Source organism: Altericroceibacterium spongiae (assembly GCF_003610805.1).
Taxonomy (GTDB): domain Bacteria; phylum Pseudomonadota; class Alphaproteobacteria; order Sphingomonadales; family Sphingomonadaceae; genus Altericroceibacterium; species Altericroceibacterium spongiae.
The window spans coordinates 1-17,065 of sequence record NZ_RAPF01000009.1 but is presented as its reverse complement, the minus strand read 5'-3'; the positions used below and the strand labels follow the sequence as shown (position 1 = coordinate 17,065).

Here is a 17,065-nt window from a genome sequence, read left to right as displayed (position 1 = left end):
CTAAGCGGAAATATCGGCAGTTTCCTGCTATTTTTGCCTGTTTCGTTCTTTCAACAGAGTGCTTCATGACCCGATCGACTTTTGGTTATTCGCCTGTTTTTCTGCTTGTTTCTGTATGCGGTTTCGCCTTGTCCCCTTTTTCCGTTGCGCCTCCGGTCGCTGCACAAACTGCCTCGGTGCAGGCAAAGGTAACTGAAAACAGTCCTTTGCGGATCGATGTCGATGCAAGAGATGTCCAGCGGGGGCTGTTTCATGTGACCGAAACCGTGCCGGTTGTGCAGCCCGGCATTTTGCGCCTGCGCTATCCGGAATGGTTGCCCGGCAAGCATTCTTCTTCCGGAAAGATTGCCAATCTCACGGGCTTTGAATTCAGCGCTAACGGGCAAACATTGTCCTGGAAACGTGATCCGCTGGATGTTTTTTCCATTTTGGTCGATGTGCCGGACGGGGTGAGTGCACTTACGGCCAAATTCGTTTATCTGGCGCCGCTGGAGGCCGATCAGGGGCGTGTAACGGTCGCCCCGGAAATGCTCAGCATGGGCTGGCATGAAGTATCGCTTTATCCCGCAGGACATCCGGTGCGCGATATTCAGGTCTATCCCTCGCTGCGCCTGCCGCAGGGCTGGCAGCAGGCTTCAGCTCTGGAACCGATGGAAGGTTCGGCACCGGACCGGATCCATTTCAAGCCGGTTTCCTATGAAACACTGGTGGATTCTCCTCTGGTTGCAGGTAGCCATTACCGGCAGGTCGATCTGGGCTCCGATGTCTATCTGGACCTTTTCGGGGATGAGGCCGACAATCTCAAAGCAACCGAGGAGCAACTCGATCTGCATCGCGATCTGGTGACGCAAAGCCTTAAACTGTTCGGGGTGCGCCATTTCGATCATTATGACTTTCTTGTGTCGATGAGCGACTTTCTTGGCGGGATCGGCCTCGAACATCATCGTTCGAGCGAAGACGGTGTTTCACCCGATTATTTCACCGATTGGGACAAGCGACTGCTTGATCGCTATCTTTTGCCGCATGAATTCGTGCATAGCTGGAATGGCAAATATCGTCGTGGCGAGGATCTGGCTACGCCGGATTATCATGAACCGATGCAGGATTCGCTTCTTTGGGTCTATGAAGGACAGACCCAGTTCTGGGGTAATATTCTGGCCGCTCGTTCAGGCCTGGTGAGCAAGCAGGATGCACTGGATATGCTGGCCACGACGGCTGCCAGTTATGATCGCAAGGCCGGACGCAACTGGCGCCCGGTAATCGATACCACTAACGACCCGATCATGGCGCATCGCCGTCCTGCGCCATGGCCGAGCTGGCAGCGTTCAGAGGATTATTATATCGAGGGAATGCTGACCTGGCTCGATGCGGATATGCTTATCCGGAAAAACACCAGGGGCAAGAAATCGCTCGATGATTTTGCCCGGCTTTTCTTCGGCGGCAAGGATGGCGACTGGAGCCTGAATACTTATCGCCGCGAGGATGTGGTGGCAGCATTAAACACAATATATCCCTATGATTGGGACAGCTTTCTCAAACACCGCATAGACGATATTGCACCTCACGCGCCGCTCGACTGGATTACTGAAGGCGGGTACAAGCTGACATTCAACGATACGCCCAATTCTTATATCAAGGCTCGGCAGAGCAATTATAAAATGGCTGATTTCAGCTATTCTCTTGGGCTCGCCATCAGTAATGGCGGGGAGGTGTCACAGGTCTATTGGGGCAGCCCCGCTTTCGATGCCAAGCTCACACCGGGCGTGACAATTGTCGGCGTCGACGGGCGGGAATACAGTTCGGATGCGATGAAGAAAGCACTCGACCGCAGCGCTGAAAGCGACGAGCCGATTCATCTCACTGTCAAACGTACCGGACGTGTCTGGAATGTAGAAATAGCCTATCATGGTGGCCAGCTTTATCCTCATCTCGAAAGGGTGAAGGGGACACCTGCACGACTGGATGATCTTCTGGCACCGCTCAAATAGACTGGTGAACTTTTAAAGAGTGTAAGGTTCTTCATGGAAGGCGCTGAAATGAAAAGGTTTTCAGGGCCTTCTTGTGTGTTGGACTCCAATGCCGACCCGCAAATTCCAAGAAACTTACATCAGGGTATAGTAAAAAGGTCATAAAAAGCGTTAAACCCGCGCCGGCCAGAACAGTGAGGGAAAAATATGAACCTTCGGCGCGCATTTATCGGTGGTGGCATTATTCTGTTGGTGCTCGTCGCCTTGTTTACGCGGGGCTTTGGTCTGCTCGATTATGATGAAGACGGGCTGACGCTTTACGGCAATGTAGATATCCGTCAGGTCGATCTCGCGTTTCGGGTTGGTGGACGCATCGCCGAAATTGCTCCGGAAGAAGGCGAGCCGGTCAATGCGCGAACTGTGGTGGCGCGGCTGGATGAGCGGCCTTTGCAGGATGCGCTGGATGCAGCCAGCGCCCAGCTTGCTGTGGCTAAAGCACAGAATGCCAAGATTCAGGCAGGAAGCCGGCCGCAGGAAATTCGTCAGACGCAGGCACAGCTTGAAGAAGCACGCGCATCCCTTGATCGAGCGAAGGAAGATTATGACCGACGCAGCGAACTGGTAAAAACCGGCGCTGTCAGTCAGCAGGTTTTCGATGCTACAACAGCGCAATATCAGACGGCGCAGGCGCAAGTGAAGGCTGCGAGACAGGCCCTGTCGCTGGCGCGGGAAGGGGCACGGAAGGAAGACCGGGCAGCCTCTGTTGCAGAGGTCGAAGCCGCCCGGGCACAGCGCAATCAGGCACAGACTAATCTTGACGATGCCAAGCTGATTACACCCAATTCCGGTACGGTTCTTACAAGAGCCCGCGAACCGGGGGCCATTGTACAACCTGGTGAAACCGTGTTGACGCTGACAATCGATCGTCCGATGCGGTTGCGCGCTTATGTCGGTGCAGAAGATTTGTCGCGCATTTCGCCCGATATGAAAGTTACCGTACGGGCCGATGGCAATGACAAGGTTTATCAAGGCCGGATCAGCCAGATTTCACCTACTGCGGAATTTACACCCAAGACGGTGCAAACCGAGGATTTGCGCACCGATCTGGTCTATCGCGTGCGTATTCTGGTGGATCAGCCCGACGATGCCTTGCGACAGGGGCAGCCGGTGACCGTGCATGTTCCGGGGGCACGACCGAAGGCGCAGAACTGACGTGAGCGAGACTGTCGCCACTGCAACGGGCGTGGTCAAGCGCTTCGCGGACGCTGGACCTCCGGCGCTCGATGGTGTCGATATTCGGATCGAAGCCGGGCAGATGACCGGGCTGGTCGGTCCGGACGGGGCAGGCAAGACGACGCTGATAAGAGCCTTGGGGGGCCTGATAAGCGTTGAAGAGGGCCAGATAAGCGTCAAAGGGCAGCCGCCCGACGAAATGGATCGCAGCCTGATCGGTTACATGCCGCAGCGTTTCGGCCTCTATGAAGATCTGACGGTGGGGGAGAATTTGCGCCTCTATGCCGATCTTCGTGCCTTGCCGCGCGACGAGTGGAATGAGCGCTTCGCCATGCTGCTCGATTTTACCGATCTGGAGCGTTTCCAGCAGCGTCTGGCCGGCAATCTGTCGGGCGGGATGAAACAGAAGCTGGGGCTTGCCTGTGCGCTGGTGCGTGAACCGATGCTTCTGCTTCTCGATGAGCCGGGTGTCGGGGTCGATCCGGTGTCGCGGCGTGAATTATGGTCCATGGTTCAGCAGCTGGCCGGGGAAGGTATCGGCGTGCTCTGGTCCACCGCCTATCTCGACGAAGCGGAGAAATGCGACACAGTTTTCCTGCTGAATGATGGTAAATTGCTGCATGCCGGTCCTCCGGAGGAAATGACCGCCCGTGCCGAAAACCGAATTTATCGCATGGATGTGCCTGAAGATCGCCGCCGGGCTATTCTCCGGCAGGCGCTCGATCACGATGCGATCACCGACGGTGCGGTGCAGGGCGGTTCCATCCGTTTGATGCTGGCGGACAATGCCGAATTGCCGAGCGCTGCCGAACTGGGCGATGACAATGGCGATAAGCTGATGCCTGCCACACCGCGTTTCGAGGATGCCTTTATCGATGTGCTCGGCGGCGGGCCGGGCGGTACGTCGCAACTGGCGCAAGATTATCGCGCCATTCCCGATACCGGTAAGCCGGCGATCGAAGCCGATGGGTTGACCAAGCATTTCGGTGATTTCACAGCCGCTCATAATGTTACCTTCTCTGTTCCGCGCGGTCAGGTTTTCGGATTGCTGGGCCCGAACGGTGCGGGTAAATCCACCACCTTCAAGATGCTGTGCGGATTGCTGAGCCCGAGCGAAGGCAATGGCGCTGTGGCGGGCAACGATCTGCGCCATGCACGAGCCGATGCGCGGCAGTCGCTTGGCTATATGGCGCAGAAATTCTCGCTCTATGGCGACCTTTCGGTGAAACAGAATCTCAACTTCTTCGCCGGAGCCTATGGCCTTTCGGGTGGCGATGCGCGCGAAGCGATCGAGCGGGCGCTCTCCATATTTCATCTGGAACGCTACACTTCCAGCAATAGCGGCGGATTGCCTCTCGGCTACAAGCAGCGCCTCGCGCTGGCCTGTGCGGTGTTGCATCAACCGCCGGTCCTGTTTCTCGACGAACCGACTTCGGGCGTGGACCCCATCGTGCGGCGTGAATTCTGGACGCATATTAACGGACTGGTCGAGAAGGGCGTCTCGGTGCTCGTCACTACCCATTTTATGGAAGAGGCCGAATATTGCGACCGGATTGCGCTTATCTACCGGTCCGAACAGATCGCTACGGGCACCCCCGATGAACTGAAGGAGCAGGCCGGCATTCCCGATGGCACGATGGAAGACGCATTCATCGCCATTATCGAAGCGCGTGAAACCGAAGACAAGGAAGCGGCGGCATGAGCGAGGCAGCCAGCACCGTCCGTCTGCGCCGTTTCCGGGCAATGCTGGTGAAAGAATCGCGCCAGATCGTCCGCGACCCTTCGACTATTCTGATCGCCTTTTTGCTCCCGGTCATGCTGCTGTTTCTGATGGGGTATGGCGTCAATCTCGATGCGGCACAGACACGGGTAGGCATGGCTTTGCGCGATGACAGCCGGGCGGCCCGCTCGCTCGCAGCGACATTTCAGCATTCGCGCTATTTCGATATTCGCGCGGTCGGGACGGTGCAGGAACTGGAACCCGATCTGGTGGCAGGCGATATTCATGCCATTATCGTTATCCCGCAGCAATTCGGGCGGGAGCATGAAAAGGGCGGCGGCAGAATTCAGATCATCACAGACGGATCGCTGCCCAATACCGCCACCTTTATTTCGGCCTATGCGGAGGGCTTGCGGGCAAGCTGGATGGCGGCGCAGGCCAGAGATGACGGGAAAGCGCTGGTCGCGCCCGTTTCGGTGAATGCCCGTTTCTGGTTCAATCCCGAACTGGAGAGTCGCAATTTCCTTGTGCCCGGTTCGATTGCGGTGGTGATGACGATGATCGGATCGCTGCTGACGGCACTGGTGGTGGCCCGGGAATGGGAACGCGGCACGATGGAAGCGCTGATGGCTACGCCGATCGGCATGGGCGAATTTCTGATGACCAAGGTCATTCCCTATTTCCTGCTCGGCCTTATTTCCATGGCCTTGTGTACGATCCTGGCGGTGACATTGTTTCAGGTGCCTTTCCGCGGTTCGGTATTGGCTTTGCTGGCAATCTCTTCGGTCTATCTGGTCCCCGCGCTGGGGCAGGGGCTGCTGATTTCGGCAGCGATGAAGAACCAGTTCGTCGCCAGTCAGGTCGCTCTGCTCACGACGTTCCTGCCGACCATGCTGCTTTCGGGTTTTATCTTCGAAATTTCTTCCATGCCCAAATTCGTTCAGGCGCTGACCTACCTCGTTCCCGCGAGGTATATGATCCCGCAATTGCAGACGGTCTTTATTGCGGGTGACGACTGGGGTCTGTTCCTGCCATTAATGGGTATCCTGCTGGGATTTGGTGCGGTGCTTTTCCTGCTCTGCGTGTGGTCGACCCATCGGAGGATCGCATGATCGGGCCGCGGCTTGTCGCCATTATCGTCAAGGAAATTCTCGCTGTTTTACGAGACCCGCGGGCGCGGATCATTCTGATTGCACCCCCGGTGATCCAGATCTTCCTGTTCGGCTTTGCTTCAACGATGGAAGTCGACAATTTCAAAGTGGGTGTGCTGGATCTCGATGGCGGTCGCTGGAGTCATGAGGTCATCGCCCGGCTCGAAGGCAGCCCGAATGTGCGCGAAGTCGTCTCGTTCCATTCGGATGGCGAAATGCGTGAGGCGATAAACCGGCAGGATGTGATTGCCGCTCTGCGTTTCGACCCGCAATTTTCCGCTAATGTGGAAACAAGGCGCGGGGCGGTGATCGGAGCGATCTATGACGGGCGCCGGTCCAATGCAGCGCAGATCGTGTCGAGCTATATGAACCGTATTGCGGCCGATGTCGGGGCCATGACCATACCGCGCCAGCGTGCCGGGCAGGGCGGAGCAACGGTGGAGCGGCACTGGTTCAACCCCAATCTCACCTACCGCTGGTTCGTCATGCCGGCGCTGATTGCCGTGATTGCCGCCATTTCCGCCATGGCGGTGGTGTCGCAATCGGTCGCGCGCGAAAAAGAACTCGGCACTTTCGATCAGTTGATGGTTTCGCCGCTTCGCGTGCATGAAATCCTGATCGGCAAGATGCTGCCGCCCATTCTGGTCGGTCTCGCCAATGCGACATTATTCGTGTTCTTGCTGCCACTGGCTTTCGGTATTCCACTGACCGGATCCCTCCCGCTTTTCTATATCGCTTTACTGCTTTATCTCGTTGCACTGACCGGTATCGGTATGTTGATATCGACTGTCTCGGCCACGCAGCAACAGGCCTTTCTGGGAATGTTTTCCGTGGTTGTGCCGATGGTCATTCTGTCGGGTTATGCAAGCCCGGTCGATAATATGCCGCATTGGTTGCAGATCGTCACATGGATCAATCCTCCGCGATGGTTTCTGGCTATTTGCGAAGGGACTTTCCTCAAAGCCATGACACCCGCCCAGATATTCGCCAATAGCTGGCCTCTGGCCGTCATCGCCGCTGCAACCTTGCTGGCGGCATCGGCCCTGTTCCGCTCGCGGATGGAGTAGAGAATGCGTTTGCGTATCTTGCCATATATGCTGGTTCCGCTGCTGGCGGCCTGCACTGTCGGCCCGGATTATGAGCGGCCGTCTGTCGCCGGTGAAACGGGCCACTGGACGAACCCTGCGGCGGATGGTCCGGTCAATCTCGAACCCTGGCGCAATCTGGGGGACCCGCTGCTGGTCGATCTGGTAGAACAGGCAGTAGCAGCCAATCTCGATCTCAAAGCTGCCGATGCGCGGCTGCGTGAAGCGCGGGCCGGGCTCGATGTGGCAGTTGGCGGGCGACTTCCCGAAGCGCAGGTGAGCGGATCGGCAACGCGCCAGCAGCTATCCGAAAACGGGCAGCTTCCGGTTAATCTCTTTCCCGGGTTCGATCGTGAATTTTCGCTGTTCGATGCCGGTTTCGATGCTTCCTGGGAAGTCGATTTGTGGGGTGGGCAGCAGCGCGAAGTGGAAGCGGCGCGGGCGAGGTTGCGTGCTGCTGCAGCCGAAAAGCAGGACGTACGGCTGAGAGTGGTGGCCGAAGTGGAGCGCGCTTATGCCGAATTACGCGGGGCGCAGGCAGACAAGGCCAGTCTGACCGAAGATGCGCAAAGCTATACGACACTGGCCGATCTTCTGCATCAAAGCTATGCGATGGGTGAAATCGCACGGTCGGGCGATGCCGATGCGCAGGCTTCCGCCCGATCGGCTCAGGCGCAGATACCGGGAGCACAGGCGCGCATAACCGCTGCCATCAATGCACTGGCCTTACTGACCGGGCAACCGCCCGAAGCTGTGACACAAGCCCTTTCCGAACCCGCTCCCCTGCCACAGGTGCCGGGCACGATATCGCCGGGTTTGCGTGCCGATATTCTGCGCCGCCGCCCCGATGTGATGGCTGCGGAAAGCCAGCTCGCCGCAGCGACGGCCGAAGTGGGCGTGGCGACAGCCGAATTATTTCCCAAATTCTCATTGCTCGGTTCTATCGGGCAGCAGGCGCGTTCGGTGGACGATCTGACTTCGGGAGGCAGTACCCGCTTCCAGATCGGCCCGTCTTTAAGCTGGCCGATTTTCTCCGGCGGGCGCATCCGGGCACAGATCCGGGCTGCCGATGCGCGGGCGGACGGTGCGGCAGCACAATATGAAAAAGCGGTGCTGGGGGCTTTGTCCGACAGTGAAACGGCTCTCAACCGCTATAACGCAGCCGTTGCTGCCGCGCAGGAACGCACAGCGGCAAGCGTGCAGGCCGAGACATCTTTCAGGCTGGCACAACAGCGCTATAGCGCAGGTGAGGATTCGCGCGTGCAATGGATGCAGGCCATCGTCCGGCGCAACCAGACAGCCCGCGCCGCCAGTGATGCCCGTATGCAGGCTTTGCAGGCCCATGCTGCGCTGGTCAAAGCGCTGGGGGGCGGATGGAGTGAGGAAGACACCCCGCCTCAGTCCTGAGCGGAAGAGGTTTCCTCTTCTCCATGCTCCCAGCCGCCACCGAGGGCCAGGAAGATCGTCACCCGGTCGCCCGCCAGTTTGGCATTCGACGCAGCCAGAGACTGATCGGCGGAAACGAGGCTGCGCTGCGCATCGAGAAGGTCGAGGCCGGAAGATACGCCATTGCGCGCCATGCGCGTTTGCAGGGTCAGCGCTTCGGCACTGTCCTGCTGGGCGCGGCGCAGCGCTGCATTTTCTTCGAGATCGCGGGCATATTGGGTGAGCGCGCTTTCGGTTTCCTGCAAGGATGTCAGAACGGTTCCGTCAAAGCGGGCCAGTGCAGCCTTGGCCGAAGCCTGCGCCTGCGCAATCCGCGCGCGGGCAACTTTCGTATTGGGAAAAGTCCATGAAATGAGCGGGCCGAGGCTGAAATGAACCGCGGAATCGCTGACCAGCCCGTCAATCGTTCGCGACGTGGTTCCGGCCGAAGCGCCGAGCGATACCGTGGGATAAAGCGCTGCCGTTTCAATGCCGATCTGTGCGGTGGCGGCATGAAGCTGCCTTTCGGCCTGACGGATATCGGGGCGCCGGCGGATAAGAGCCGTGCCATCGCCCGCCGGAATGGGGCGGTCCGGTGAAGGAATAGTGTGGCAGGTGGCAAGCTGCGCCGGGAAATCTTGCGGCGCTTTGCCGGTCAGCACGGCCAGCCGGTAAAGCGCGAGCCTGCGCTGCGCTTCATAGCCCGGCAAACTCGCTTCGACCTGTGACAGGAGGCCGCGCGAACGGACAAGGTCGATACGCGGAAACAGGCCGCCTTCCACACCGCGCTGCGTAAGCGCCAGCGACTGGCGCTGCACATCCGCCGAATGTCGTGCGACGGCGAGCGAGGCGCCTGCAGTGCAGGCATCGGTATACGCCCCCACCACATGCGCAACGATGGTTATGCGGGCGAGATCGTAAGCGGCAAGCTGCGCTTCTTCGCTGGCCGTGGCTGCTTCTATCGAACGGCGAATGCGGCCTACGACATCGACTTCATAGGAAATATCGCCCCCCAGGCTGAATGTGTCATGCACGCCGTTGGGATTGCCAAGCCCGTAATTGGAGGTTTCCCCCACAGCCGCCTGACCCGAAACACTGGTCTGCACATCAGCAGCAGCGCGCGCTTCGCTGGTCGTGGCGCGGGCGCGTTCCAGATTGGCCGCCGCTTCGCGCAGATCGGTGTTGGCCGTAAGAGCGGCTTGCACCAGCGCATCGAGCGCGGGATCGTTGTAAAGTTCCCACCAGCGATCGGGTAACGGTTCGGCGCTGACCTGCGGCGTCTCTTTTACCGCTTCGAAATCGGTGGATGGCTGTTCTTCTATGCCTGCGGGGGCCGGCGGAGTGACATAGTCCGGGCCAACGGTCGTGCAACCGGCGGACAGCGCCAGCATAGCCGGAACGCACAGGATGCGGGCTTTGGGCAAGTTCATGATTGCTGTTCCTGTTCGTCGGTGTCGTCGATCAGTGTTACCGAGGCCGTGCGGCCGGCAACCAGCATCACATCCTTGGGCACCGTGTCGATGGCGATGCGCACCGGTACACGCTGGGCAAGGCGTACCCAGTTGAAGGTCGGATTGACATCGGCGAGCATGGAATCCGCACCGGTTCCGCGTTCACTGTCTTCAACCCCGGCGGACAGCCCTTCGACATGTCCGGTCAGTTCCTCATCTTCGCCCATCAGCTTGATCGATGCATGCGTGCCGGGGCGGATATGGCTGAGCTTGGTTTCCTCGAAATAGCCCGCGACATAATAGCTGTCCCGGTCGACCAGTGCCATGACCGGCTGCCCCGCCGTGGCATAGGCACCGGGGCGAAGCTGGAAATTGGTGACGATGCCATTGACGGGCGAGCGCACTTCGGCCCGGTCGAGATTGATCTGCGCCAGATCGCGGCTTGCAATGGCGCTTTCGAGCTGCGCACGCGCTTCCTGCGCTGCGGTCCGCCGTAAGTCCCGGTCCTGCGCGGAGACAACCCCGTCGAGTGCGGCATAGCGGCGCGCTTCGCGTTCTGCCGAAGCCAGCGTGGCGCGTGCGGTTGCAACCGCTGCATTGGCGCTTTGTAACGCATTTTGCAGCCGTGCTTTGTCCACGGTGAACAGCAGGTCCCCTTTGCTGACCACCTGATTATCGGCCACAGCGACGGAATCGATCCGGCCCGAAACATCCGATGCCAGGGCAATGACATCGGCCCGGATCTTCCCGTCGCGGGTTTGCGGTGAATAGGTATAATAGGTGTAGAAATGCCACAGGACGAGCGCAGCCAGTATTGCAAAAATGAGCGTCGCAATCATCCGCAGGCTACGGAAAATATGTTGCTTGGTCAGGGTCATGGCTTATCCTGCGAATGTCTGGAAGGCCTGAAACATCAGCCAGAGAAGAAGAAAGAATAGCGAGAGATCGAAAAGCGGGCGCTGCCAGATGAAGCGATAGGCCCCCACGGCATCGAGCAGCCGTGAAATTGCGAGCCGGGCGCAAAAAGCCAGCAGCATGCAGAGCAGCAAGGGCGATATCAGCAGCCCGGCAATGTCTATTTCACCGGTCATGATACAGGCCTCCATGGCGGGCTGGTTCTGAAAAGGGCGAAGCGCAGACCGATCAGGCCGCGCATGACATGGGGGTCCTTACTTGCCGGTCCGTAGACAGCGGCGGTAAGCGCCTGGTCTATGCGGGAGAGCAATTCCGGAGAGGCGGTAGTATCGTTGATCTCCCCCCTTATGTGGTCGAAAATCTGTTCGACTTTGTTGCGGATCTCCCCCGAATAGCGGTCAATGGCAAAGCGCAGATCGGCGATATTCGCACCCGCCCGCAGACGGGTCATCAGCAGAGCGCTTTCCTTCTCGCTATCGATAGCGGTCATGCGCGATGTCAGGGCACCTATCCGGTCGATAGCGCGGGCGACATAAAGATCGCGATCATGCTGACTCGCATGGCGTGTAAGAGACGCGATATCTCTGCGGAACTGACGTGTGAAACGGGTAACAACATGATGTGCCCCGAGCTGGCGCAGAAGAACGACCGAATAATAGGCGGTAAACAGCCCCACAAAGGATGCAAAAGAACCCTCGAAATAGGTGTCGAAACCGATCTGGATATAACTGCCCTGCAACTGAAGCACACTCAGGGCCATGGCGATGATAAGTATCGCTCCGCGATTGCTGATGGCCCAGGCCGCAAGAGGCATGATGAACAGCGCCATAGCGAGCAGAAATGCGCCATATTCCGTGGCCATCGGCAGCAGCCCAAAATAGAGAATGCCCCCCAGAACAGCGGATAGAAGAGCCGTGGTGGCAAAGCTGATAATCGCCATACCGGCCTGATCGAGCCCCCCCATAAAAGCGAGCGATACGCAACCGATCAGGATCGCAGTCGCAGCCTGAGGCCAGGCTGTCAGATACCATATCAGAGCGAGTGCGCCATAAGTCAGCAGAACCGATACTCCCACGCCCCAGGCCGTGTGAATATCGGGTAGTAAAGGAAATTGTCTGGTTTTGCTGACTTCCTGTTCCAGTTCGGGAGAAAGGTTCCGTGTTGTGCCCAGAGCAGATTGCAGGGCTTTGAGCTCGGCAGCACGGATAAGCGTTTCTGTGATAATGCGGGCAATATTGCGCTCCGTCATGAAAGCCCAGGTGACATCTTCGGGTTCGAGATCCCGGATCGCAGTGGCCATAAAGTTGGCGGGCGGATACTGACCGTTGGCCAGCAAGCGGCAGGCCTCTTCCAGATAGGGGCGCAAGTGATCGATATGGTCGGAATCGAGATTGCTCAGCCTGTCCTCCACGGCAGAAACCAGCGGAATGAGACGTAACAGACGCTGTTGAATGGCGAAGGCGATTTTGCGGTCACGGCGTGGAACGGTGGGATCGTATCGCAAAGATGCGCCAAGCATGGATAAATCGGTGGCTTCGCCGATCATCCGCATACGATCCTGAGAGGAGACGGAGCTGCCTTCCGGATTATGCAATACATCGTCGAACCATTCCAATCCGTCCGACACCATTTTGCGCAGCTTGTCTTCGGTCGAGTCCCGGATCGAGCGAGGCGCAACGATACTGTCCACCATGCTGCAGGCGATGATGCCCAGGCCGATTTCACAGACACGGGCAATGGCGTGACTGAACATCGCATCGGGATGGGAGATTTCGGGGACGATGACGATAATCAGAGTGAGCCCGCAGAGCCGGAATCCATAAGCGCGCGGTGACCGGTCCATCCAGCCGATGCCGAACAGAACAGCGGAAACGATGCCTGTGCTGATAATCAGAAGCAGTGAGGTATTGGCAAACAGGCCCGCAAGGGTAAGACCGATAATGCCTGCCGCAACTGTGCCGACAAACCGGTAAACCGCTTTGGAACGAATAGCTCCGGTGAACGGGTCCATAACGACTACGGCTGTGACAATGGCCCAGTATGGCTGGGACAGGCCAATATGAACCGCCACGGTATAAGCAATCATCGCGGCGGCGAAAGTCTTGAAGGCGAATAGCCAGCGCCGGTGATGAAAGATGGGTGGGGTCATCAGTCCTGGGCCCCGAGACGCGTGACGACTCTTTCCTCAAGCGCGCGCAATACGCGAGTTGCGACTTTGATATCCTCTTCGGGAATACCATCGAACAAATCTTGCCGGACAGCCTGCAGCCGCTTTTCGATTTCCAGCGCGACTTTCCGGCCTTCCGGGAGAAGGTTGACGATCTTCGACCGGCGATCTGTTGGCGAATCCGCTCTTTCAAGCAGCTGGGCATTCTCTGCCTGATCCAGCGTGCGAACCAGTGCTCCCGAATTGACTCCTACGGCAAAGGCCAGATCCTTTTGCGTGATATCGGGACCGTAACGATAGGTCATCAAAACGGCAGTGCCCACCGGAACAGACAGGTTCATCGATTCCACCGTTACGCGCGCCACCTGAATCCAGGCCCGACGAACCGGCTGCAGGGAATTGGTCAGAGCAAACAGGGTTTGCGGCGAGGGGGCAGGGGCATTGTCGGGCATGGCCGCGCTAATGCTTTAGCAATCGTTGCTTTGTCAATAGTTTTTCAAAAAACGAAACTGTTCGTGCAGATAGAAATCCTTTCGAACACAAGAAATCAGGGGCTGTGCAGCCCCTGCCGTGAATGCGTCATCAGAGAAAGGAAACGCCGCGAAGTCCGCAGAATTTGCGGCGCTTTAAGGCTGAAAACCGGTCAGGTCAGTGGAGGGCCATCCAGCACATCCTGTTTGTCATAGATCGGATTATACAGCAGCGTGCCGAATTTGGCGACGACATCGGCGCGCTCTTCATTACGTGGTTCAACTGGTTGCGCGCGCAGCAATGCGTCGTTCCGGGCTTTGATGCCTGCGGTAAATTCAGGGTGAGTCATGATGAACAGATCGCCCCGCTGAATACCGCGCAGCACGCGTTTGCCGACTTCTTCCTTCGACATGAAGACGGATGTATCGAAAGGCGGGGGCGCTTTAGGGGCATCACTTTTTGTCCCGCTTTTTGCCGTATTATCCTCATTGCGCAGATGGTCGGGCCGGGTTGCGCCGGTCGAGATGCCGAGATTGGTGGTGACCGGGCCGGGGAAAAAGCAGGACACTCCGATGGGGCTGCCATCGAGTTCTGTGGCAAGAGATTCCATCATACCCGCGACAGCGAATTTAGCCGTGCAATAAAGCCCGGCCGAACCTACAGCGGAGAAACCGCCGGTCGAACTTGTGGCGACGACATGGCATTCCTCACCATGCGCTTTCATTCGGGGAAGGACGGTCACAAGACCGTTTACCACGCCGTACAGATTGACCTGAATGTTGAAGTCCCAGTCCTTATAGGTCGCTTCGGACATAGGCCCGGTAATACCGACCCCGGCATTGAGCGCCAGCACATGGAGATTGCCATATTGCTGTTCGGCTTCCTCGACTGCTTTGACCCAGCCATCGCGATCCGTCACATCGAGCCTGACCGGATAAACGGCGAGATTGGTATTGGCGAATTCCTCCATTGCTTCATCGAGCGCTTCCTGCCGGATATCGGCAATCACCACTTTCATGCCCGCTGCAGCAAAGGCTTTTGCCATGCCGAGCCCCATGCCGCTTGCCCCGCCGGTTATGAAGGCGGTTTTCCCGTTTACATTGATCATGTCATCCTCTCCGCTTGCTCTGTTCGATTATCGTTCGCTCGCATGGCTGCGCGCGAGTAGTTCAGCCAGGCATACGGGGCTGCGGTGTCTTACCGGGCAGACCGAAGAGCGGATGCATACCGGGATGGCGGCCCAGACCGTCGAACAGGTCAAGCCCGCGTTCGATCCAGTCGCGCAGGGGTTCGTCGTCATGCAGTGGCGGGATAGTGCAGATCGAACCGCACCATAAGAAGGTGCTCAACACGCAATAATCGACATGCTTGGGCTGGTCGCCGCCCAGCCATTTCGATTCACTCAGCAGATTACGCAAGGGTTGCAGGAGAGGAATGACTTCAGGCAGACGTTCCTCGCGTCCTTCAGCCACTTCCTCGATTGTCCGGCCGCCCAAAAACGTCCGTTCCCGGCTTTCGCGGACATAGGGTTTGTCGCGTTCGAGTGAATGATCGTAATAATCCTTGATATAGCACCGGAACCAGGGCGAAATAATCGTCTGCCACATCCATCCATCGATGAACTTGGTCAGCAATTTCTGACTTTGCCCTTCATAAAGCATAGGCCGGTCAGGATATTTCTCGTCGAGATAATCAGCGATCAGCCAGCTGTCTTTGATCCATGTTCCATCATCCTTGATAACCGGGACGCGATCCGAATAGCCATCGGTGATCTCTGCAATTCCGGTGAACCCATTGGGAATAATATCTATATCGAAACCCTTATGTTTCAGCGCATATTTTATGCGCCACACATAGGGGCTGATCGTGCATCCGCTCTGAACCTGAAGGTCGAGCAGAGAGATGATATTGTCTTGAGCCATTCCGTATCTCTCCCATCAAAACCGTATTGCTCATGCCGGTGGCCCGGCTTCACCATAACAGTACGTATCTCACGATTCCTCTCGGATCGGACTGTGTGGACTGAAAATGACTTTGTCCAGAAAAAGCGTGCGCGATCCGGCGGGCAGGGTAAGCGGTCCGGCCGCCGATAAAAAAGGCCTCTCCCGCGTGGGGAGAGGCCGTGAACGATCCGGTCAGGGCAATCAGAACTTGAAGTTCGCACCGACATAGAAGCGGCGTCCGATCAGGTCGTAATAGCCGACATTGTTCGGCGTATAAGTCCCGCCGGCCAGATTGCCGAGTGTGGGGTTTGTGTTCACCCCTGTCAGCGGTGGTTCCTTATTGAACAGATTGTCCACCCCGAAGCGGATCGACGCTTTATCTGTAATCGCATAGCTCCCGTTCAGATTGAACAGATCGTAGCTCGGTGCACCGGTGATTGTGGTGTTGGGATTACTGGCTGCGGATTCATCGTCCACGCTCGGCAGGTGCTGCCATTGCAGAGCGATGCTGGCCGGGCCGATATTATAGCCCAGCGTGGTGAACAGCTTCCATTCATAGGCTCCGCCATTGAGGCCGTTATTAGAAGGGCCGAGCGTGCCAACATAATCCACTGCCGGAAGATTGGGCAATTCGGAGGATTTCATGTCGATCAGATAATTGAAAACCGAATTCAGCGTGATCGTGCCCGGCCCGGCGTCGACGGCCCAGTCGAGCTGAATATCGAGCCCCGATGTCTGGAAACGGCCATTATTAAGGAAAGTGGTGATCACATTGCCTAGCGTTCCCACCGGATTGCGCCCGATACCGGCACAGAAAGGCGAATCCGCATCGTAATTGGGATTGAAGGCCGCATCGAAGCACTGGCGCTGCGCAATATCGACCGATTGCGCTCCGATCGCATCTTTCACCTTGATGTTATAATAATCGATCGACAACCGCATTCGGCTGAGCGCAGCAGACCGGAATGGTGAGTCTATGACGGCACCCAGCGTCCAGGTATCGGCTTTTTCCGGTTTTAGTTCTGCATTGCCCGACAAAGTGGGGAAGACGAATTCCGGCCCGGCAGGTTGCACGGTATTGTCATAGAACTGCTCATCCGCATTGGGGTTGCCCGAGCGCTCCATAAGCGTCCGGCACAGGGCTTCGACCTGGGCGGCATTGGGGTTGGCTCCAGGATTGGCTGAATAGGGGAGCTGGTTCGCCCGCGAGCAGACATCGCCACCAGGCGCGACAGCAAAGGTCTGTTCGGGGGCGAGATAGAGCTCTGCCGTGTTCGGCGCGCGTTCGGCGCGATTATATCCGCCGCGAAGACGCAGCCAGTCCGTGACCTGCCAGTCGGCAAGCAGCTTGTAAGTATAGCTGGTACCGGTGGTGTTATAATCGGAAATACGTCCGCCGATTTCGAGATCTAGGCTCAGGACTCATTGATCACAGCCAGTAGCAAACGGTAGCGGCGATGCAGATGGCGGACATGAAGGTGTGGGCGCAACGGTCGTAGCGGGTTGCGACGCGCCTCCAGTCCTTGATCCTGCCGAA

At 57.7% G+C, this 17,065-nt stretch carries 14 protein-coding genes and 1 pseudogene; 6 read left to right on the top strand and 9 right to left on the bottom strand.

From position 1 onward, the window contains the following. Window positions 1-65 precede the first annotated feature (65 nt). The 6 genes from D6851_RS14440 (at window position 66) to D6851_RS14415 (ending at window position 8,563) form a co-directional block, all read left to right on the top strand. Complete coding sequence (locus D6851_RS14440; RefSeq protein WP_120325615.1) at window positions 66-1,988, top strand: M61 family metallopeptidase; 1,923 nt, start codon at window positions 66-68, stop codon at window positions 1,986-1,988. Between the two features lie 186 nt (window positions 1,989-2,174). Continuing rightward, on the top strand, window positions 2,175-3,179 hold the full coding sequence (locus tag D6851_RS14435) for an HlyD family secretion protein (RefSeq protein ID WP_120325614.1): 1,005 nt from the start codon (window positions 2,175-2,177) through the stop codon (window positions 3,177-3,179). A gap of 1 nt (window position 3,180) precedes the next feature. Further along, on the top strand, window positions 3,181-4,902 hold the full coding sequence (locus tag D6851_RS14430) for an ATP-binding cassette domain-containing protein (protein WP_238474123.1): 1,722 nt from the start codon (window positions 3,181-3,183) through the stop codon (window positions 4,900-4,902). Continuing rightward, entirely contained in the window at window positions 4,899-6,032 is a 1,134-nt protein-coding gene (locus tag D6851_RS14425) for an ABC transporter permease (RefSeq protein WP_120325612.1), read from the top strand. The genes D6851_RS14430 and D6851_RS14425 overlap by 4 nt, the downstream gene beginning before the upstream one ends. Next, on the top strand, window positions 6,029-7,138 hold the full coding sequence (locus D6851_RS14420; protein WP_120325611.1) for an ABC transporter permease: 1,110 nt from the start codon (window positions 6,029-6,031) through the stop codon (window positions 7,136-7,138). The genes D6851_RS14425 and D6851_RS14420 overlap by 4 nt, the downstream gene beginning before the upstream one ends. Before the next feature lie 3 nt (window positions 7,139-7,141). Beyond that, entirely contained in the window at window positions 7,142-8,563 is a 1,422-nt protein-coding gene (locus D6851_RS14415; protein ID WP_120325610.1) for an efflux transporter outer membrane subunit, read from the top strand. Here D6851_RS14415 and D6851_RS14410 read toward each other — a convergent pair. The 9 genes and pseudogenes from D6851_RS14410 to D6851_RS14370 form a co-directional block, all read right to left on the bottom strand. Then, window positions 8,554-10,011, bottom strand: a complete 1,458-nt coding sequence (locus D6851_RS14410) for an efflux transporter outer membrane subunit (RefSeq protein WP_120325609.1) — start codon at window positions 10,009-10,011, stop codon at window positions 8,554-8,556. The two genes, D6851_RS14415 and D6851_RS14410, sit on opposite strands and share 10 nt — an antisense overlap. Beyond that, window positions 10,008-10,910, bottom strand: coding sequence for an efflux RND transporter periplasmic adaptor subunit (locus D6851_RS14405; protein ID WP_183030115.1), 903 nt, complete (start codon window positions 10,908-10,910; stop codon window positions 10,008-10,010). The genes D6851_RS14410 and D6851_RS14405 overlap by 4 nt, the downstream gene beginning before the upstream one ends. A 3-nt stretch (window positions 10,911-10,913) precedes the next feature. Beyond that, window positions 10,914-11,123: a DUF1656 domain-containing protein gene (locus D6851_RS14400; protein ID WP_120325608.1), complete on the bottom strand. Its 210-nt coding sequence runs from the start codon at window positions 11,121-11,123 to the stop codon at window positions 10,914-10,916. Further along, the gene (locus tag D6851_RS14395) at window positions 11,120-13,096 is read right to left on the bottom strand and encodes an FUSC family protein (protein WP_120325607.1); all 1,977 of its coding nucleotides are present in this window, start codon (window positions 13,094-13,096) and stop codon (window positions 11,120-11,122) included. The genes D6851_RS14400 and D6851_RS14395 overlap by 4 nt, the downstream gene beginning before the upstream one ends. Beyond that, the gene (locus D6851_RS14390) at window positions 13,096-13,566 is read right to left on the bottom strand and encodes a MarR family winged helix-turn-helix transcriptional regulator (protein ID WP_210210371.1); all 471 of its coding nucleotides are present in this window, start codon (window positions 13,564-13,566) and stop codon (window positions 13,096-13,098) included. Before D6851_RS14390 ends, D6851_RS14395 begins: the two co-directional genes overlap by 1 nt. A gap of 191 nt (window positions 13,567-13,757) precedes the next feature. Then, window positions 13,758-14,693 carry an SDR family NAD(P)-dependent oxidoreductase gene (locus D6851_RS14385; RefSeq protein WP_120325606.1) on the bottom strand — a complete coding sequence of 312 codons (936 nt, stop codon included), beginning with the start codon at window positions 14,691-14,693 and terminating at the stop codon, window positions 13,758-13,760. Between the two features lie 61 nt (window positions 14,694-14,754). Continuing rightward, window positions 14,755-15,507 (bottom strand): glutathione S-transferase family protein, encoded by a 753-nt coding sequence (locus D6851_RS14380; RefSeq protein WP_120325605.1) that lies wholly within the window; start codon window positions 15,505-15,507, stop codon window positions 14,755-14,757. Between the two features lie 222 nt (window positions 15,508-15,729). Then, window positions 15,730-16,929 carry a TonB-dependent receptor domain-containing protein gene (locus D6851_RS14375; protein ID WP_274379061.1) on the bottom strand — a complete coding sequence of 400 codons (1,200 nt, stop codon included), beginning with the start codon at window positions 16,927-16,929 and terminating at the stop codon, window positions 15,730-15,732. Between the two features lie 28 nt (window positions 16,930-16,957). Then, a pseudogene (locus D6851_RS14370) lies at window positions 16,958-17,065 on the bottom strand (IS5 family transposase); the annotation flags it as partial.